Annotated in this window: 19 protein-coding genes; 3 read left to right on the top strand and 16 right to left on the bottom strand. The window is 59.5% G+C overall.

Going from position 1 to position 19,219, the window contains the following annotated elements:
* Positions 1 to 67: 67 nt before the first annotated feature.
* The 9 genes from B7Y89_RS01120 to B7Y89_RS01085 form a co-directional block, all read right to left on the bottom strand.
* Positions 68 to 736, bottom strand: coding sequence for an NAD(P)H-dependent oxidoreductase subunit E (locus B7Y89_RS01120; protein ID WP_292934923.1), 669 nt, complete (start codon positions 734 to 736; stop codon positions 68 to 70).
* 189 nt (positions 737 to 925) lie between these two features.
* A complete protein-coding gene (locus B7Y89_RS01115; RefSeq protein WP_292934921.1) occupies positions 926 to 1,276 on the bottom strand; it encodes a nuclear transport factor 2 family protein in 351 nt (116 codons plus the stop codon).
* Positions 1,273 to 1,443 carry a superinfection immunity protein gene (locus B7Y89_RS18260; RefSeq protein WP_366415448.1) on the bottom strand — a complete coding sequence of 57 codons (171 nt, stop codon included), beginning with the start codon at positions 1,441 to 1,443 and terminating at the stop codon, positions 1,273 to 1,275. The genes B7Y89_RS01115 and B7Y89_RS18260 overlap by 4 nt, the downstream gene beginning before the upstream one ends.
* Positions 1,444 to 1,481: 38 nt before the next feature.
* Positions 1,482 to 2,693 (bottom strand): NADH-quinone oxidoreductase subunit D, encoded by a 1,212-nt coding sequence (locus tag B7Y89_RS01110; RefSeq protein WP_292934920.1) that lies wholly within the window; start codon positions 2,691 to 2,693, stop codon positions 1,482 to 1,484.
* A gap of 148 nt (positions 2,694 to 2,841) precedes the next feature.
* Complete coding sequence (locus B7Y89_RS01105) at positions 2,842 to 3,633, bottom strand: NADH-quinone oxidoreductase subunit C (protein WP_292934919.1); 792 nt, start codon at positions 3,631 to 3,633, stop codon at positions 2,842 to 2,844.
* A gap of 11 nt (positions 3,634 to 3,644) precedes the next feature.
* Positions 3,645 to 4,205, bottom strand: coding sequence for an NADH-quinone oxidoreductase subunit B (locus B7Y89_RS01100; protein ID WP_292934918.1), 561 nt, complete (start codon positions 4,203 to 4,205; stop codon positions 3,645 to 3,647).
* Between the two features lie 5 nt (positions 4,206 to 4,210).
* Positions 4,211 to 4,597: an NADH-quinone oxidoreductase subunit A gene (locus B7Y89_RS01095; protein WP_292934917.1), complete on the bottom strand. Its 387-nt coding sequence runs from the start codon at positions 4,595 to 4,597 to the stop codon at positions 4,211 to 4,213.
* A gap of 160 nt (positions 4,598 to 4,757) precedes the next feature.
* Positions 4,758 to 6,188 (bottom strand): coniferyl aldehyde dehydrogenase, encoded by a 1,431-nt coding sequence (locus B7Y89_RS01090; RefSeq protein WP_292934915.1) that lies wholly within the window; start codon positions 6,186 to 6,188, stop codon positions 4,758 to 4,760.
* A gap of 28 nt (positions 6,189 to 6,216) precedes the next feature.
* Entirely contained in the window at positions 6,217 to 7,002 is a 786-nt protein-coding gene (locus B7Y89_RS01085; RefSeq protein ID WP_292934914.1) for an A24 family peptidase, read from the bottom strand.
* A 104-nt stretch (positions 7,003 to 7,106) separates the two neighbouring features.
* Between B7Y89_RS01085 and B7Y89_RS01080 the strand changes: the two genes are divergently transcribed.
* Positions 7,107 to 8,303 (top strand): acetyl-CoA C-acyltransferase, encoded by a 1,197-nt coding sequence (locus tag B7Y89_RS01080; protein ID WP_292934912.1) that lies wholly within the window; start codon positions 7,107 to 7,109, stop codon positions 8,301 to 8,303.
* A gap of 40 nt (positions 8,304 to 8,343) precedes the next feature.
* Here the strand turns inward: B7Y89_RS01080 and B7Y89_RS01075 are convergent, their stop codons facing one another.
* Entirely contained in the window at positions 8,344 to 8,829 is a 486-nt protein-coding gene (locus tag B7Y89_RS01075; protein ID WP_292934910.1) for an SH3 domain-containing protein, read from the bottom strand.
* 117 nt (positions 8,830 to 8,946) lie between these two features.
* Between B7Y89_RS01075 and B7Y89_RS01070 the strand changes: the two genes are divergently transcribed.
* Both B7Y89_RS01070 and B7Y89_RS01065 read left to right on the top strand, forming a co-directional pair.
* The gene (locus B7Y89_RS01070) at positions 8,947 to 9,966 is read left to right on the top strand and encodes a D-glycerate dehydrogenase (protein ID WP_292934908.1); all 1,020 of its coding nucleotides are present in this window, start codon (positions 8,947 to 8,949) and stop codon (positions 9,964 to 9,966) included.
* Positions 9,967 to 10,091: 125 nt separating this feature from the next.
* Positions 10,092 to 11,408, top strand: coding sequence for an ammonium transporter (locus tag B7Y89_RS01065; protein ID WP_292934907.1), 1,317 nt, complete (start codon positions 10,092 to 10,094; stop codon positions 11,406 to 11,408).
* Between the two features lie 133 nt (positions 11,409 to 11,541).
* On the opposite strand, the gene B7Y89_RS01060 is transcribed toward B7Y89_RS01065, so the two are convergent.
* The 6 genes from B7Y89_RS01060 to B7Y89_RS01035 form a co-directional block, all read right to left on the bottom strand.
* Positions 11,542 to 12,951, bottom strand: coding sequence for a nitronate monooxygenase (locus tag B7Y89_RS01060; protein ID WP_292934905.1), 1,410 nt, complete (start codon positions 12,949 to 12,951; stop codon positions 11,542 to 11,544).
* A gap of 27 nt (positions 12,952 to 12,978) precedes the next feature.
* Positions 12,979 to 13,719, bottom strand: a complete 741-nt coding sequence (locus B7Y89_RS01055) for a class I SAM-dependent methyltransferase (protein WP_292934903.1) — start codon at positions 13,717 to 13,719, stop codon at positions 12,979 to 12,981.
* The gene (gene prfB, locus B7Y89_RS01050) at positions 13,716 to 14,843 is read right to left on the bottom strand and encodes a peptide chain release factor 2 (protein WP_292934902.1); all 1,128 of its coding nucleotides are present in this window, start codon (positions 14,841 to 14,843) and stop codon (positions 13,716 to 13,718) included. Before prfB ends, B7Y89_RS01055 begins: the two co-directional genes overlap by 4 nt.
* Before the next feature lie 111 nt (positions 14,844 to 14,954).
* Positions 14,955 to 15,509, bottom strand: a complete 555-nt coding sequence (locus B7Y89_RS01045; RefSeq protein ID WP_292934900.1) for a peroxiredoxin — start codon at positions 15,507 to 15,509, stop codon at positions 14,955 to 14,957.
* Positions 15,510 to 15,570: 61 nt separating this feature from the next.
* Positions 15,571 to 18,105 carry a transglycosylase domain-containing protein gene (locus B7Y89_RS01040; RefSeq protein ID WP_292934897.1) on the bottom strand — a complete coding sequence of 845 codons (2,535 nt, stop codon included), beginning with the start codon at positions 18,103 to 18,105 and terminating at the stop codon, positions 15,571 to 15,573.
* A 64-nt stretch (positions 18,106 to 18,169) separates the two neighbouring features.
* Positions 18,170 to 19,033, bottom strand: a complete 864-nt coding sequence (locus tag B7Y89_RS01035) for an N-acetylmuramoyl-L-alanine amidase (protein WP_292934895.1) — start codon at positions 19,031 to 19,033, stop codon at positions 18,170 to 18,172.
* Between the last annotated feature and the right edge of the window lie 186 nt (positions 19,034 to 19,219).

Here is a 19,219-nt window from a genome sequence, read left to right as displayed (position 1 = left end):
GAAGCCGCGCGCACAGTGTCTCGACTTCGCTCGACACGAACGGATGTTGTTGCACAAGGTTCATGGCTTACCACTCCCCCCGATAATCGTGATTGGCGTCAACCATCGCGGTCAGGTTACTGAGCGCACCCGCCGGTTCCACTGTGTGGCGGCCCGCAAGCTGCGTACCGGTTTTCGGCTGTTTGCCCGCTGCCAGTTCGTCAAGGATGCGGTCCATGTCGGCGGCGGTCAGGTCTTCGTAATTGTCGTCGTTGATCTGGACCATCGGAGCCGAGGCGCAGTTGCCCATGCACTCGACTTCGGTCAGCGTGAACAGACCGTCCGGCGTGGTGTGGCCCTTCTTCAGACCCTTGCCCTTGCAGGCGGCCATGATGTCGTCCGACCCGCGCAGCATGCACGGCGTGGTGCCGCAGACTTGCACGTGGAAGCGGCCAATCGGCGCGATGTTGTACATCGTATAGAACGTCGCCACTTCGACCACGCGGATCACCGGCATGTCGAGGTACTTGGCCACGTATTCCATCACCGGAATCGGCAGCCAGCCTTGCGTGTTCTCTTCTGCGCCAACCTGACGCTGCGCCAGATCGAGCAGCGGCATCACCGCCGAGCGCTGACGCCCTTCGGGATAGCGTCCGACGATGACTTTGGCCTGTTCGGCGTTCGCCGCCGTCCATTCAAAGTTGCCCCAGCGCGCGCGCAATTCGGGGCTGTCAGGTTCGATGTGACGATCAGCCACGAACGGCTCCCTTTCCAAAATCGTCACCCTGAACTTGTTTCAGGGTCCATTTCGCCGCCAGTGCAGAGCGCGCCTTCGCGCACCATGCTGCGGGCTGGTTGCCTCTCCGGAGAAGACCGTGCGTGTGGCCCGATGGACCCTGAAACAAGTTCAGGGTGACGGAACCGGAGAGGTTGGTGTTTGTGGCGTTCATCGGATGAACTCCACCCGAGAGCACTTGTCGCCCTCGAAAGAATAGACTGCGATCACGTCAAACGGCTCGACCAGCGCCGAACCATCGGTGGCGGGGCCGCGCGTGACGTGTTCGCGCATCAAAACATAATTGCCGATGGCCTGCGCCTCGACGATCTCGGCATGGTTCTGCGGCCAGCGCGCGAATGCGACGGCAAGGCCGGAGCGCGTGCCTTCCTTGCCTTCCCGCACCACATCGCCGCGATAGTTCGCCTCGCAGGCGTCGTCGGTCATGTACGAGACGTAAGTGTCCACGTCCTGCGCGTTATAGGCGGCGATCATCGCCTTGGCGGTTTCGAGATTGCTCATGAACGCAGTTCTTTAGGTTCAGGCTTTCCTACGCAAGCCCAGATAAAGGCCGCAATCCAGCCGATTCCAGTCCAGCCCGTAAGCACGTTTAGAAGGAGGACGAACCACTTCTGAACATGGGACCGCTTGAATGCTATGATGCTCGGCAAAAAAGACAGAGGCAACACAACAAAGATGATGATCAAATGAGGAAGTGAAAGGCCACTCACCGGTCGCACTCCCCGAACACCACGTCGATGGCGCCGATGATCGCGGTCACGTCTGGCAGCATGTGGCCGACGCTCATGAAGTCCATCGCCTGAAGGTGCGAGAACGCGGTCGGGCGGATCTTGCAGCGGTAGGGCTTGTTGCTTCCGTCCGACACGAGATAGACGCCGAATTCGCCCTTGGGGCTTTCGGTTGCCACATAGACTTCGCCCGCCGGAACGTGGAAGCCTTCGGTGTAGAGCTTGAAGTGATGGATCAACGCTTCCATCGACTGCTTCATCTCGGCGCGCTTGGGCGGCACAACCTTGCGGTCGGTGCTGGCAATCGGGCCTTCGGGCATGTCGGCGATGCACTGCTGGATGATGCGGGCCGATTGGCGCACTTCTTCGACGCGGACCATGAAGCGGTCATAGCAATCGCCATTGGTGCCCACCGGAACGGCGAAGTCCATGCGGTCATACACATCGTAGGGCTGGCTCTTGCGCAAGTCCCACGCGATGCCCGAACCACGGATCATCGGGCCGGAGAAGCCCCAGCGCACGGCGTCTTCTTTCGAAACGATGCCGATATCGACATTCCGCTGCTTGAAGATGCGGTTGTCGACGACGAGGCTCATCGCGTCGTTGAACAGCGGGTGCAGGCGCGTGTCGATCCAGTCGGCGATGTCGGCCAGCAGCTTGAGCGGCACGTCCTGATGCACGCCGCCGGGGCGGAACCATGCCGCATGCATGCGCGCGCCCGAAGCGCGTTCGAAGAAGTTGAGGCAGTCCTCACGGATTTCGAACATCCACAAGTTCGGCGTCATCGCGCCGACGTCCATCACATGAGACCCTAAGTTCAGCATGTGATTGCAGATGCGTGTCAGTTCGGCGAACAACACGCGCAGATATTGCGCACGCAGCGGCACTTCGATGTTCAGCAGCTTTTCAACCGCCAGCACATAAGAGTGCTCCATCGCGAGCGGCGAGCAATAATCAAGCCGGTCAAAATAGGGCAGCGCCTGAAGATAGGTCTTGTGCTCGATCAGCTTTTCGGTGCCGCGATGCAGCAGGCCGACGTGCGGATCAACGCGCTCGATGATTTCGCCATCCAGTTCCATGACCATGCGCAACACGCCGTGCGCCGCAGGGTGCTGCGGGCCGAAGTTGATCGTGTAATTGCTGATGACTTCATCGCCGGTGGTGGGCGATTGTTCAAGTTGCAGAGTCATGCGACCAGACCCTTCATACCAGCGTCGTCACCCCGGACTTGATCCGGGGTCCAACGTGCGGCTGACGCTGCGTGAGCAGGCGAAAACCATGCTTGCGGATGGATAGACCCTGACACAAGTTCAGGGTGACGAAGAATGGAGAAGCCGGTCACTTGCCATCCTCCTTCTTGTCCGGACGGGATTCCGTCGGCGCAGGTGCTGCGGGCGCATCTTTGGTCGAATCTGCAGGAGGCGTTGCCTTGGCAGCCTCGGCATTGGCCTTCGCGCCAGCGCCGGTATCGGCAGGCTTTTCGGTGGTCTTGGGTGTCGCCGCCGCTGGTGCAGGTGTAGCCTTTTCATCGCCCGGAAGGACGTAATCAGCGCCTTCCCATGGGCTCATGAAATCAAACTGCCGCAGGTCTTGGGCCAGTTGCACCGGTTCATAGACAACGCGCTTGTCCTCTTCGGAATAGCGCAGTTCTACATAGCCGGTGAGCGGGAAGTCCTTGCGGAACGGATGGCCCTGGAAGCCATAGTCGGTGAGGATACGGCGAAGATCGGGGTTGCCGGCAAACAGCACGCCGAACATGTCGTAAACTTCACGCTCATACCAACCGGCGTTGGGCCAAAGCGTGGTGACGGTCGGCACCGGCGTGGCTTCATCGGTGGATACCTTGACCACGATGCGGTGGTTCTTCGTCAGCGAGAGCAGGCAGTAGCACACCTCGAAGCGGTTCACCCGGCTCGGGTAATCGACGCCCGCGATGTCCATCAACTGCTGGTATTCGTGATTGTCGCGCAAACTGCGCAGCGCGTCTTCGGCGCTTTCACGGGCCACTTCGATCACGATTTCGCCATGCTCTTCCTTGGAAGAAACGACCATATCACCGAGAGCGGCGACGAGCGCATCATGGACGCCCTCGTTCGAGGTCCAGCGCGGGGCGGAGTGGAGTACTGCCATGTGCCCGCCCCTCAACGCTCAAGCGTGCCGGCGCGGCGGATTTTCCGCTGCAACTGCATCACACCGTAAAGCAATGCCTCAGCCGTGGGAGGGCAGCCGGGGATGTAGATATCCACAGGCACGATCCGGTCACACCCGCGCACAACGCTGTAGCTGTAGTGATAATAGCCGCCGCCGTTGGCGCATGATCCCATCGAGATCACGTACTTCGGATCGGACATCTGGTCATAGACCTTGCGCAGCGCAGGGGCCATCTTGTTGCATAGCGTGCCTGCCACGATCATCACGTCGGACTGGCGCGGGGATGCGCGCGGGGCAACGCCGAAGCGCTCCATATCGTAACGCGGCATGTTCACGTGGATCATCTCGACCGCGCAGCAGGCAAGGCCGAAGGTCATCCACCAAAGCGAGCCGGTGCGCGCCCATTGGAACAGTTCCTCGGTCGACGTGACGAGGAAGCCCTTGTCCGAGACTTCGGCGTTCAAGCTATCGAAGAATGCCTGATCGGGTGCGGCAACCGCGCCCTGATTGCCACCGACCTGATCGGCAGTGATGAGCGAAGATGTGGCCATGTTGCTCATTCCCAGTCCAAAGCGCCTTTTTTCCAGGCGTAAATGAAGCCAATCACCAGTTCGGCAAGGAACACCATCATCGTGATCCAACCTGCCCACCCCGTTTCACCAAGGCTGACAGCCCAAGGAAACAGGAAAGCAGCTTCAAGGTCGAAGATGATGAACAGGATGGCGACGAGATAGAACCGCACGTCAAACTGGCTGCGCGGGTCTTCGAATGCGGGGAAGCCGCATTCATACTCGCTGTTCTTCTCGGCATTCGGATTGTGTGTGCCGGTCAGACGGGCAACGCCCATCGGCAGAAATACGAATGCCGACGAAAGTGCCAAGGCAATCCCGAGGAATATGAGGATTGGCAGGTATTGCGCCAAATAGCTGGATTGTTCGACCAAAGGGCTGACTCGCCTTGCTAGCAGGTTTGTCTGCGCCCTAGTCCCGCCACCGCCATCGCGCAAGTGGTGTGCACCGCAATAAGCACGGTTTCCACCCACCTTTTCGCGCCCATTCAGCCGTATCGACGGCGATTTGCCATGATGAACTCGTATGCACTACTTACTTCAGCTGCATCTTGAGCGTGCGCGCGGTTGCCTTGCCATAAGGCGGCATCAACCCGGCCAGCCCTGCCACGTTGATTTTCGGCTGGGTATAGACCGCCCGTCCGTGGCTGAAGCTGCGGAAACCCTCGATTCCGTGATAGCCGCCCATCCCTGAAGGACCGATGCCGCCGAACGGCAAATCATCTGCCGAGACATGAAAAATTACATCGTTTATGGTTACGCCGCCAGAGATCGTCCGGTTCAGCACCGCCTCACGCTCTTCAGTATCGTCGCCGAAGTAATACAGCCCTAGCGGACGGTCGTGCGCGTTGATGTAATCAATCGCCTGATCGATGTGGCGATAGGTTTTCACCGGCAGTACCGGTCCGAAGATTTCATCCTGCATCACCTTCATGTCATCATTGACGTTGCGCAGGATCGTCAAGGGCAGCTTGTTGCCGTTCGAACCCTCGAACGTCTCGCTGCCGGGATTGACGACAATAGCTTCGGCCCCCTTGGACACGGCATCGTCAACCAGGCCCACCAAGCGGTCACGGTGACGGCGGTTGATGACCGAGGTATAGTCATCATTGGCCAGCATTGTCGGGTACATTTTGGCGACACTGGCTTGCAGCGCGCCGATGGTCTGCATTTCCAGCGCTTCGGGCACGAGCAGGTAATCAGGCGCAAGGCAGATCTGGCCAGCGTTCATCATCTTGCCCAGCGCGATGCGGTCTGCCGCCTTGGCCACATCAACGCCCTTGCCCAAGACCGTCGGCGATTTTCCGCCAAGCTCCAGCGTAACCGGCACCAGATTGTCGGCAGCGGCATGCAACACATGTTTGCCGATCGATGTGGCGCCCGTAAACAGCAGGTGATCAAACGCCAGCGAACAGAAATCCTGCCCTGTTTGCGGCCCGCCAAGCACTACGGCCACTTCATCCGCCGCGAAGGCCTTGGCGAACAGATCAGCCATCAACTGCGATGTCCGCCCGGTAAACTCGCTGGGCTTGAGCATCGCCCGGTTACCTGCCGCCAAGGCTTGGGCGAGCGGCCCAAAAGTGAGGCCCACCGGGAAATTCCACGGCGCGACAATGCCGATCACGCCTTTGGGTTCATAGCGGACTTCTGCCTTGGCCCCGAACAGCCCAAGCGGGAAGTTCACATGCCGCTTTTCCGGCTTGGACCACGCCTTCATCCGCTTTTGCGAATAGCGGATCAGGCTGAGCGCCGGCATCACATCGGTCAGCATCGATTGTTCATGGCTGCGGTGGCCAAAGTCGGCGCTCATCGTTTTGGCCAGCGCATCACCGTGGTCGAGCAGAATGCGCGCGCAACGTTCAAGCCGGTCGTATCGTGTGGCCAATGGTTCGGGCCGCGCTGCAATGAATGCTGCTTTCTGGCGCTCCAGCATTGCCAACATGGCATCGCGTGTCGTTTCGTCCATGCGCCTCAGGCTCCCCCGCCGAATCAGCTTATCCCAGCCCTTGCAGCAGGAAGATCGGCCATGCCGTAGCGGCAAGGCAGGTTCCCAGCGGCAGGGCCGTATCGGCTGCGATACTACGCTTGCTTACAAGCATGACAATAGCTGCCAGAATGCCGACAATGCTTGCCCCCAGCATCACCTCAACCACACCCAACGGTCCCAGCCACAAGCCGATCGCCCCCATCAGCGGCGGATCGCCAGAACCCATGCCCTCATTCCCGCGCGCCTTTAAATAGAACCGCGCTATCAGCCAGAACAACAGATATCCCAGCGCCCCGCCGGTCAACGACACAATAGCCGGATCAAGCGTCCCGACAGCAATCGTCCGCGCGAGGACCACAACCGCGCCGGTTATGGCCAACCAGCCAACCAACACGCGAGGCAGCCATAAATGGCGCAAATCCAGCAAGCCCAGAAGCAGCAATTGCCACCCGAAAATCATCGCCGCGAGCGCCAGATTGTTACGCGCCCATAACACCGCGCCAATGCCGATCGCCGCGCCGCCAAGTTCGCACACGAATTGCGCAGTGCCGATCGACACCCCGCACGCCCTGCATTTGCCACGCTGGATGGCCCACGACAGCACCGGCACCAGTTCGCCAATCGTCAGCGCCTTGCCACAGCCATCGCATGCTGATCGGCCACGCACCACGGATCGCCCCTCTGGCAACCGGATCAGCACGGCCCCCAAAAAGCTGCCAATTACCGCGCCCAACACTGCCGCTCCGGCCAGTATTGCACCCCAAGGCAGCGTCACGATCAGATCAGTATTCACGCGCCCCTCCGTGCCATGTCCATTTGCTTTTGTTGCGCTGCACACTACATTGATAGCAACATTCCAGTGCATCACAGCACGTAATCAGCAGAGGCCGTCAAGCCATGGCACAATTCTCATCGTCCGATCCTGTCGTCATTCTGTCTTATGCGCGCACCCCGATGGGCGCGATGCAAGGCGCGCTGGCCGACGTTTCCGCTACGGATCTGGGCGCCACAGCAGTCAAAGCCGCGGTCGAGCGCGCAGGTGTTTCACCCGATGCCATCGAACGCATTTATATGGGCTGCGTCTTGCCAGCCGGTCTTGGCCAGGCCCCTGCCCGCCAAGCCGCAATCAAGGCTGGCCTGCCAAAGTCAGTCCAGGCCACCACTGTCAACAAAGTGTGCGGCTCTGGCATGCAAACCATCATCATGGGTGCTGAAGCGCTCGCTTCGGGCAGCGTCGATCTGATCGTTGCGGGCGGCATGGAAAGCATGACCAACGCGCCTTACCTGCTCAAAAAGCACCGGTCGGGTGCGCGCATCGGCCATGATACGGCCTATGACCACATGTTCCTTGATGGTCTAGAAGACGCTTATGACGCGGGCCGCGCCATGGGCACTTTCGCACAAGACACCGCCAATGCTTATCAACTGACCCGCGAACAGCAGGATTCATACGCCATTGAATCGCTTCGCCGCGCGCAAACTGCGGTCTCCGATGGCAGTTTTGAGGATGAAATCGCGCCCGTCACAGTCAAAAGCCGCGCCGGTGAAACAGTTGTTTCCACCGACGAAGCCCCCGGCAAAGGCCGCCCAGACAAGATTCCGTCACTCAAGGCTGCCTTCGCCAAAGACGGCACCATCACTGCTGCCACGTCATCATCCATCTCGGATGGTGCGGCTGCGGTCACGCTTACCCGCGCCAGTGTCGCGACAGCTGCTGGCCTGACACCCGTTGCGCGGATCGTGGCGCTTGCCGCCCACGCGCAAGAACCAAAGGATTTCACAGTTGCTCCTGTCGGCGCAATCAACAAGGTTCTGGAAAAAGCGGGCTGGTCAATCGCCGATGTCGATCTGTTCGAAGTCAACGAAGCCTTCGCCTGCGTCGCCATGTTCGCCATGCACGATCTCGGCATCGATCATGCCAAGATCAACGTCAACGGCGGTGCCACAGCGCTTGGCCATCCGATCGGCGCTTCGGGCACGCGCATTGTCACCACGCTGATCGCCGCGCTCAAAAAGCATGGTCTGAAAAAGGGCGTCGCCAGCCTGTGCATTGGTGGCGGTGAAGCCACTGCGCTGGCTATCGAACTTATCTGATCGCTGAATGTCCCCGGTCGCAAGGCCGGGGACAGGTCGTTCAGGGCGTCTGCGCGCCCCATACGCTATCGGCGCGGATGAAACCTTTGCGTCCGTCGATATCAAATGCGCACCACTGGGCCTCGCATTCGCCAAGCTTGCCAATCACGCCGGGCTCCACACGCCACAGCACGGTTCCACTGCCATCTTTACCAGCGCGAATCTCGGAAACCCTGCCGGTGACAATGCCCGATCGTTCGCGGTTGAGGAATTGCTGAAGGATCCACCCGCGTGATCCATCCTTGTCCTCGACAAGGCGCCAACCGCCCATCACACGCAGCACTTTAAGCGGCACGCCCTTGCGCACATAAGTCCAGCTGATCCGGTAATCACGCCCCGGCCCCACGCGCATATTCGCCTTGGCCTTGCTGGTGGAAACCCAATAAGCGCCTTCACTTTGCGCCATAAGCGGCTGGGCGAGTCCAAGCATCAGCGCCGCAGCTGCGGCAAAGGCGGCAGAAGATCTAAGCGCAGATAATACAGTCATGTCACAGCCGTCGCAAAATTATCAGCCAAGGGCAACACTATGCCCAAGGATGTCCACCACCACAACGCGTTCCGACGCTTGACCACCTCCCCTGCCAGCGCCTAGCCTTGCGCCATTATGACCAGCTCAGCCGACTATCGCCCAACGCGCCGCGTCGAAGGCACCCCCCGCGTAACCGTCACGCGCAAACTTCTGCCCGAAACCGAAGCGCGCATGCGCGAATTGTTCGACGTTACGCTCAGCGCTGATGATCGGCCCATGTCGCGCGATGCATTGGTTGCCGCCATGCAAACCGCGCACGTGCTCGTCCCCACGGTAACTGACGTGATTGATGCCGACCTGATCGGTCAGGCTGGCCCACAACTTGGCCTGATCGCAAATTTCGGTGCAGGCACGGATCACATTGCCCTGAGCGCCGCCCGTGCCCGCAAGATTATCGTGACCAACACCCCCGGCGTATTTACCGATGATACCGCCGACATGGCGATTGCGCTGATCATTTCGGTCACCCGCCGACTTAATTACGGCGGTCGCATATTGCGCGCCGGCAAATGGGAAGGCTGGGCCCCTTCCACGATGCTTGGCCACCGCTTGTCCGGAAAGACGCTGGGCATCCTTGGCATGGGCCGGATTGGCCAAGCCGTAGCTTGGCGTGCCCGCGCCTTTGGCCTGAATGTGATTTACAATAGCCGCCACCGCCTGCCTTTGGCGCAGGAAAGCATGTTCGGCGCACAGTTTGAACCCGACCTCGACAAACTCGTCGCCGAATCTGACATTCTCACGCTGCACTGCCCGGCCAGCCCGGAAACGCACCACATTATCGATGCGCGGCGCATCGCCCTGATGAAGCCCGAGGCCTATCTTGTTAACACCGCGCGCGGCCAGTTGATCGAAGAAGAAGCATTGATCGCGGCATTGGTCGAAGGGCGCATTGGCGGCGCCGGGCTGGATGTGTTCGAACACGAACCGCAAGTCGATCCACGCCTTACGGCCCATCACAACGTCGCCATCCTGCCCCGCATGGGCAGCGCCACGTTCGAAGGGCGGCAGGCCTCGGGTGATAAAGTCATCGCCAACGTCCGCGTCTGGGCGGACGGTCACCGCCCCCCTGATCAAGTGCTTGACGGTCTCGTTTAAGAGGCCAGCCCCTGTTTGGCACAATAATCAATCGCAACCGCGCTTGTGCGCAGCAGTTATATTGCCATAAGGCCTCAGGAGAGAGGTCTGGCACAGGTTCACCCTGTGTGAGGGGGAGGTTTTTAATGCGAAAAATGTTGGCGGGCGCGGTAGCCGCTGCCGCAACGCTTGTGCCGATGCTGGCTTTTGCGCAGGTCGATGCGCCAGTCAGCGTCGAAGATGTCGCCGATACCGGTGATACCGCATGGATCCTTGTCTCCTCGGCTTTCGTTTTGCTCATGGCCATGCCGGGCCTCACCCTGTTCTATGGCGGCCTGGTCCGTGCCAAGGGCTTCCTTGCGGTGTTGGTGCAAGTCGGCGCCATTGCGGCGGTCGCTTCAATTCTGTGGATCATGGTGGGTTACACACTCGCCTTTGGTGATGTCAGCGGTGGCTGGATTGGCAGCGGTAATGCATGGATGCTGCTAAACCTCGGCAATGTCCGCGCCAATACCGCGATCCCCGAAAGCGCCTTTGCGCTTTACCAGATGTGCTTTGCCCTGATCACGCCTGCGCTGATGGTTGGCGCATGGGTTGATCGCGCACGGTTTGGCTGGGTCATCGGGTTCTGCGCGCTTTGGGGCTTGATCGTCTATGCCCCCGCGGCCCACTGGGTATGGGGCGGCGGCTGGCTGTCATCACAGTTCGGCACGCTTGATTTCGCAGGTGGTATCGTCGTTCACACCACTGCCGGTATCTCGGCGCTTGTGGTCGCACTTTTGCTCGGCAAGCGCGCTGGTTTTCCCAAAACACTGATGATGCCCCACAGCCCGTCGCTCACCATGGCGGGTGCTGCGCTTTTGTGGGTTGGCTGGTTTGGCTTCAATGGCGGCTCGGCACTTGCTGCCAACGATGACGCCGCATCGGCCATCATCAATACGCACGCGGCGGCGTGTGTTGCGGCGCTCGTCTGGTTGATCATTGAAAAGTTCACCGTTGGCAAACCCACCTCTGTCGGCTTTGCAACAGGGGCCATTGCCGGTCTTGCGACAGTCACGCCTGCTGCCGGTTTCATCGCTCCGGGTGCTGCCATGGTGCTCGGTGCGCTGGCAGCCATTCTTTGTTACCCGATGATCCAACTGGTCAAACAACGTCTTCACATCGACGATTCGCTCGACGTTTTCGCGGTCCATGGCGTTGGTGGGATGATCGGATCAATCCTCCTTGCGGTGTTCATCGCACCCTCGTTCGGCGGCACAGGCTATGCCGAAGGTATGGATATGACGCGCCAAGTGATTGCCCAATTTGCAGGGGTCGGCGTGGTCGCATTGTGGAGCGCTTTTGCCACCGTCGTTTGCGCCTTGATGGTATCTTTAGTCATCCCGATGCGCGTGACCGAAGACGAAGAGCGCGAAGGCCTCGACATCACCAGCCACGGCGAACGCGCCTGGGAATTTGATTGATCGATTTGCCTCTGGAGGCATAGAAAAGGCGGGTTCGGACAAACCGGACCCGCCTTTTTCTTTGCCCCCTCTCGCAAGGGGGATAGGTTGGGTGTGGGCCTGCTGCTGTTTCCAGCGCTGACCCAAGCCCTGTTCAATCGCCTGTCAAAATCCGTTCCACCAATTGCTTCACCGTCGGGGTAAAGTTGTTCGAATAAAACGGGTCCTGCTTGAAACGGTATGCAGCATGGCCTGCGAACATCAGGTTCTTGTCGAGGTCGCCGCCGTGCGCGATATCCTGCAAGGTCTTCTGAATGCAGAAGCTGCGCGGATCAGCCAAACGTCCGGTCGTATAATCGTCATGGTCTTTCCACGATGAGAACCCGCAGTGCGAAAGGCAGCCCATGCAATCTTTCTGGTCCTGCTGGATTTCCGCGCGCTCGTCCGGCGTTACAAACACAACAGTGTCATCGGGCGTGCGCAACGCATGGGTATAACCGGCACTGAACCACGCCCGAGCGCGATCAAGATCCTTGGCCGTCACCCAGAAGTTCTTACCCTTCACGCCCACATCAAGCTGGACGGTGTGTTCGCCTGCTTCAACCTTTGAATAGGGAATTTGCCGTTCAGACCGCGCTTCGAGCGAACGCAGGAAGGGGTTGCGCACGGCTGAAGAGTAGAAGCCCGTCGGCGAAAAACGGTGCAGAAGCACATCGCCCGGCTCCAATTCGCGCAAGTGGTCTTTCCACCCCTGCGGGATCGGGCTTTCTTCGGTCAGCAACGGACGCGTGCCGAACTGGAACGCAATTGACCCCAATTCCGGGTTATCAATCCAGTTGTCCCATTCGCGCAAAGCCCATACGCCGCCTGCCATCACGATCGGCACGGTATCGGCAATACCTTCGGCGCGCATGACATCGCGTAGCGCCTTCACGCGCGGATAGGGGTCTTCGGGCTTCCTGGGGTCTTCAGCGTTGGACAGACCATTGTGCCCGCCCGCCAGCCACGGATCTTCATAAACCACCGCGCCCAGCAATTCGGGCACTTTGTGATACGCCCGCTTCCATAGCGCACGAAACGCACGGCCCGATGATACGATGGGCAAATAGTGCACGTTGAACCGCGCCGCGATTTCGGAAAGCTTGTAAGGCATACCCGCGCCACAAGTAACGCCGGTAATCAGACCCTTGGTCTGCTCAAGTACGCCTTCCAGAACGGCCTGCGCGCCGCCCATTTCCCACAGCACGTTGATGTTGATCGCGCCGTTTCCGCCAGAAATCTCATGCGCGCGCTTTACCTGTTCGACTGCACCGTCAATCGCATATTGGATCAACTGTTCGTGGCGTTCGCGCCGCGTCAGGGCATCGTACACTTGCGGTACGATCTTGCCTTCGGCGTCATAGCTATCGGCGTTAACCGCGCTGACCGTGCCAATTCCCCCGGCGGCGGCCCATGCGCCTGAACTCATGTGGTTCGTTGCAGCAACACCCTTGCCGCCCTCAACCAATGGCCAAACTTCACGGCCACCATAGAGAATCGGCTTCAACCCCTTGAACGCAGACATTAATTCCCTTTCAGCGCCTCTGCGCACTCACACTTTCGCCGGTGCCAACCGGCACGACTTGATCTTCTTCGGCTCCGGCCTGACCGGTGCTACCACAAATTGCGCATAGTACCCTGCCAACTCGGGCTTACGGTGAAATTGATCCAAACGAAAGCCCGCCGCTTCCATCTCGCAAAACAGCAATGCGGGCGGAATACCGTGGCTTGCTGTGGATTTGTCCACATCCACCACCACCACGCGCCCACCCGGCTTCAGCGATGGCCAAAGCCGCCACAAAAACGCATATGGCTCAGCAACTTCGTGGTACATGTGGACAAGGAATACGCGGTCAAAACTGCGTTCGGGAAGGCGCGGATCATCCGCAGCGCCCGGCTTGATTGATACGTTATCAAGCCGGTCCTTTTCAACGCGTTCGCCCAGCCTGCGCAACGCATCGCCGTCAATATCCTGCGCCAAAACGCGGCCTTTGGCCCCGACACGTTCAGCAAGGCGCACCGTATAATAGCCTTCGCCCGCGCCAATGTCGGCCACGCTCATCCCCGGCGTGACCCCGGCAAGGCTCATCACCTTGTTGGCCTCGTCACGATTGTCGCGCTCAGCCTCGTTCGAAAACTGGGTGCTGACAACCTTGGAAACAGGCCGATCCGCTGTGGGAAATCCGCGTGATGTTTCGGGCCGATTATCTTCAGGCGCTTGATCGCATGCGGACACGACAAACGAAGCCAGCGCCGCCAGCGCAAGAGTGACAAGGGCCGCAGCCCTGCTCAATCGTCGTCCTCCACCGTCACCTTTTCACCGGTCACTTTTTGCGAAAGCGCGGCTGCCATGAACGGGTCAAGCGCCCCGTCCAGCACTTCGCCGGGGTTGGTTGACACCACGCCGGTGCGCAAATCCTTGATCTGCTGATAGGGCTGCAACACGTAGGAGCGGATCTGGTGGCCCCAACCGATTTCCGTCTTGGCCTGATATTCGCCGCTGGCCGCCGCTTCACGCTTGGCCAGTTCAGCCTCATAGATGCGCGCCTTCAACATGCCCATCGCGGTGGCGCGATTCTTGTGCTGGCTGCGGTCATTCTGGCTGGCGACAATGATTCCTGTCGGCACGTGCGTGATACGGACCGCCGAATCGGTGGTATTCACGTGCTGCCCGCCAGCGCCCGATGCGCGATACGTGTCGATCTTGAGGTCCGATGGATTGATCTCGACCTCGATGTTGTCATCAATTTCAGGGTACACCCAGACCGAGCTGAAAGACGTGTGCCGCCGTGCCGAGCTGTCATAGGGGCTGATGCGCACCAGACGATGCACGCCGCTTTCGGTTTTGGCATAGCCATAGGCGTTCTCGCCCTTGATCAGCAACGTCGCGCTCTTGATTCCGGCAGCTTCACCTGCGTGATAATCGACCAGTTCAACCTTGTAGCCGTGCCGTTCGCCCCAACGGGTATACATGCGCTGGAGCATCTCGGCCCAGTCCTGGCTTTCGGTCCCGCCTGCGCCAGCGTGCACTTCAAGGAAGGCGTTGTTGGCATCAGCCTCGCCAGCCAGCAGCGCTTGCACTTTATCATTGTCTGCGCGCGCGGCCAAAGCGGCCAAGGTGGCCAAACCTTCGTTGATGGTCGGCTCGTCGTCTTCGGCCTCGCCCATCTCGATAAACTCGATGGCGTCGGCCATTTCCTGACCGATTTCGTTGACCGTGCCGATCGACGCTTCCAACCGCCGACGCTCACGCATCACTTCTTCGGCCTTCTTCGGATCATCCCACAGCTTGGGATCTTCGACGCGGGCGTTCAACTCGTCGAGACGGCGCACAGCGCGGTCCCAGTCGAGGAACTTGCGCACCAATGCCAAGGCAGCATTGATACGGTCAATATGGGCCTGCCCTTCGGCACGCATGGCAAACACACTCCCGATATTCAAAACATAAAAAAGCCTGCCCGCGCTTAGCGCAGCGGACAGGCATGTAAAGCCCCGAGCGTATTGCTCAGCGATGCAATGCGCGCATTCTCAGGATTTTGCGCCCTTCAACTTGCGCACGGCATCCAGCGTCAACTTTACATGATCGCGATAATCCATATCCGAATGGACCATCGTCACCTTGCCGTTTTTGGCAATGACATAGCTTGTACGCTTGGTCAGTCCTGTCGATATTCCCGCAGGCAATTTCAGCGCAACGTCATAGGCCTTGACCACCGCAGGACTTGCTGCGGCCACAGCAAACTTATCACGGCATGCCTCGGTCGAAAACTTTTGCAATGTTGCAATATCATCGTTCGACATGCCAACAACCGTCGCGCCCGCGGCCTTGAACTCGTCGCTAGCTTCGGCAAAGGCATGGGCTTCCAGCGTGCAACCCTTGGTGAACGCCTTGGGGTAGAAATACAGCACCACCGGTCCCTTTTGCAGGGCTTGCTTTAACGAGAACGAAAACGGCTTGCCCGCCAATGCACCATTGGCCGTAAAGTCAGGAGCCGTGGCCCCGCTTTTAAGCTCGGCAAATGCCGGGGTTGAGGCCAGAAGAGCGAAGGCTGCACCGGCAGCGGCAAGTTTGCGCAAGTTCATGATCAAAGACTTACCAGACATCGCGCCACCCGGCCAATGCCTTTGAGGGCAGTCAGGGGCTCTAGTAAATCCCGCCTTGCTCTTCGATAAAGCTCTCTTCCACCGGCGCTTCTTCTGTCGTCGGGTTGGCAATCCCGCGCGCAGCCCGCGCCTTGCGCAAGGCATCAATGACGGCCTGTTTGGCACTAACCTCGCCTTGCTGCGCGGTACGCTTGGGTTCCGTATCAGGCTTGAAGGCTTCCCAGATGATCGATGCTTTGGCCACGTCATTTTCAGGCGTTCCGCCAAACACGCGCTTGCCCGATACCCGGTCAACTTTCACCATGCGTACGCCTTCGGGTACGCGGAACGGGATGTCCTTCCAGCGGCTGCGCGTTTCTTGCACCAATTGCTTGAACACGGGCGCGGCAATCCGTCCGCCTTGCGCATAACCGCCAAGGCTGCGCGGCTGGTCATAGCCGATATATACGCCCGCAATAATGTCAGGTGATCCGCCGACAAACCACACATTTGTCGGGCCGGATGTCGTGCCCGTCTTGCCAAACAGCGGCAGGCCCAGATCGCGCAGGGTAATCGCCGTACCGCGAACCACCACGCCCTCAAGCATGTGGACCACTTGATAGGCCGTGCGCGGATCGATCACTTGCTTGCCGGTGACGTTCAGGCGCGGCATCGGCTTGCCGTCCCATTGCGCCATGCTGCAACCGTCGCAACGCCGGTTATCCGCCCGCCAGATCACTTTGCCGTTCCGGTCCTGCACATAGTCGATCATCGACGGATCATGCTGCCGCCCCTGATTGGCAAGCGCTGCATAAGCGTTGACCATCTTCAGCACGGTCGTGTCGCCCGCGCCCAATGCCATCGACAAATAGGGCTGATAATCGCCCACGCCCGCCGCCTTGATCGTGCGCACCACTTTGTCCATGCCCACGTCATTGGCCACGCGCACGGTCATCAGGTTGCGCGATTGTTCAAGCCCCCAACGCATAGTGTGGCTGCCCGATCCGCCTTCGTTACCGAAGTTGCGGAAGCACTTTTCGCCCAGCGCCGCGCCCTGATAAACACAGAACGTTCCGTCCACGACCATAGAGGCAGGCGTCATCCCGTTGTCGAGCGCGGTGGCATAGACAAACGGCTTGATCGTCGACCCCGGCTGCCGGTTGGCCTGCGTCGCACGGTTGAAAGAGCCCAGGCGCGCGTCGAATCCGCCCTGCATCGCCAATACGCGTCCGCTTTGCGGATCTTGCACAACCATGCCGCCCGAAACTTCTGGGATGGTCCGCACCGCAAATGTGCCCGAATTAACCGGCGCAACGGCTGTAATATCGCCCGGCTTCATGTTGTCAGGAACGCCGATCAAACCAGCGGTCTTGCCGTCGGAGAAACCGATTTTCCCGCTGTTACCATCGCGGGATAGCAGAACGCCCACACGCCAATTCTGGTAATTTATCGAGATGTTGCTGGTTATCAGCTGTGTTTGCCAATTGCCATCGTCCAGATCGATCCTTGCAATGGGTCCATGCCAAGCGCGCCCACCACCATAGCGCAGCAGGGCCGCGCGCAAGGACTTTTGCGCCGCCGTTTGCAATTGCGTGTCCAGCGACGTGCGCACCCACAATCCGCCCGCATAGATGCTGTTCGGACCATCTTCAGCTTTTTCGCCAAATTTGCCGATCAGGCGGCGGCGCACTTCTTCAAGGAAATAGCCTGCATCTGCGGTATAGCTTTCGGCGCGGCGTGGGCGAAGCCCCAGCGGCATCGCGCCGGCAGCGGCGGCCTCGGCCTGCGTCGCCCATCCGCTTTTGACCATTTGATCGAGCACATAATTGCGCCGTGTGATCGCCATACCTTCAAACTTGGCGCGGCCATAACGCTCTGGCGCCTTGGGAAGAATCGCCAAAAACGCGGTTTCATGCAGCGCAAGATCGCCCACATCCTTGTCGAAATAGGCCCGCGCGGCTGCCTGAACGCCAAAGCTTTGCCGCCCCAGCGGGATTTCGTTGAGATACAATTCCAGAATCTGTTGCTTGGTCAGCACGCCTTCGATCCTGCGCGCGAGGATCATTTCCTTCAGCTTGCGCGTGATCGAATATTCATCGCCGATCAGGATATTCTTGGCCACCTGCTGCGTGATGGTGGACCCGCCGCGCGCGCGTTCATCCGATCCGAACTTGGTCGCATAGTCGACGACAGCGCCTGCAAAACCAAGATAATCAATGCCGCCATGCGACCAGAACGTCTTGTCCTCGGCTGCCAGAAACGCGTTGATCATCGGCTCGGGGAAATCGACAAACCGCAATTGCACGCGACGTTCGCGGGCATAGCTTGATACGATCTCGCCATCGTTGCCGCGCACCATGGTGGGCAAAGGTGGTTGGTATGTCAGCAATTTGTCCGCCGAAGGCAGCGTCCGCGCAACGGTTAGCCACAGCACGAACCAGCCCAGCAGCACCGCGCCCAGCAGATAGTTAGCAAGGCGGAACAAGCGGCTGTCACGCCACTTGCTGCGGTACCACAGCGAAATTCCGCGCCAACGGTTGGTCACCCCGCCGCGCCGCGTTACGAACCGGGTTTGCTCAGGTGTCTCGTCAGCCATCGTGCAGCGCCTCTAGCATGGTCACGCCTCCCCTTGCCAGAGGACTATCGCAGCAACTTGCCAATCACTGCACATCGTTGGGTGCAGCCAGAGCAGGCGCCTGGCGTTCTGCAAGAAAAATCTCGATGGCCCGCGCCACTGTCCGGGCAAAGCTTTTGCGCCACGTCTGGTCACGCATGGCCTTTGCGTCTTCGGAATTGCTGATATATCCGGCCTCGATCAGCGCAGATGGCAAATCCAATGATTTCAGCACCACAAACGCTGCTTCCCGCTGTGGTTGCGTATGAAAGGTGATTGCGTCTGTGCCTTCGCGCACGACCAGTTCGCCAAAGCGCTGTGAACTGCCGCGCATTTCGCGCCGCGCCAGATCGACAAGGATCGACGAGACCGTCTGCCCCTTGCCCGCCAAGGACACGCCGTTCACCGCATCCGCCCGGTTTTCGCGCGCAGCAAGCGCTTCTGCGACCGAATCAGATGCCTTGTCGGAGAGCGTATAAATCGTCGCCCCGCGCGCCTCGGCCGAACTCGCCGCGTCAGCATGGACAGAAATGAACAAATCTGCGTTCAACCGGTGCGCAATATCGGCGCGTTCGGCCAAAACCAGAAAGCGGTCGGTATCGCGGGTCAAAGCCACGCGAACACGCCCGGATGCCAACAAGGCATCGCGCATGGATTGCGCGAGCATCAATGTCAGGTCTTTTTCGCGTTCACCGTCTTGCCCGCTTGCGCCGGGATCATGACCACCATGGCCTGCATCAATAACGACCAACGGGCGGCTTGCATCAGCCGGGCCTTCAACCTTTGGCAAGCCAATGACGCCTGCATCATCCGGCATGGCCAGCTTCACCACATAACGCGGTTCAACATGTGCCAAGCCTGCGGCAAGAACAGCCCATACCGCGGCCGCCGCCACGATCGGTGCCGCCAATGCTGTGCCAAAGATACCCCGGTCAACCATTCTCAATGGCCTATGCCCTGCCACGCTTGCCCCGGTCTAGTCCGAAAACGGCGTTATGGTTAACCGTTCCCTAATATATTGCGTGCGAAGGTTGCCTGCCACATTCCAAGGCGCAAACGTCCGGCATTGTTTTATTTGCTGGTTTGCAATTGGGGT

It is taken from the genome of Novosphingobium sp. 32-60-15 (assembly GCF_002280675.1).
Lineage (GTDB): Bacteria > Pseudomonadota > Alphaproteobacteria > Sphingomonadales > Sphingomonadaceae > Novosphingobium.
This window is presented reverse-complemented; position numbering and strand designations above follow the sequence as displayed.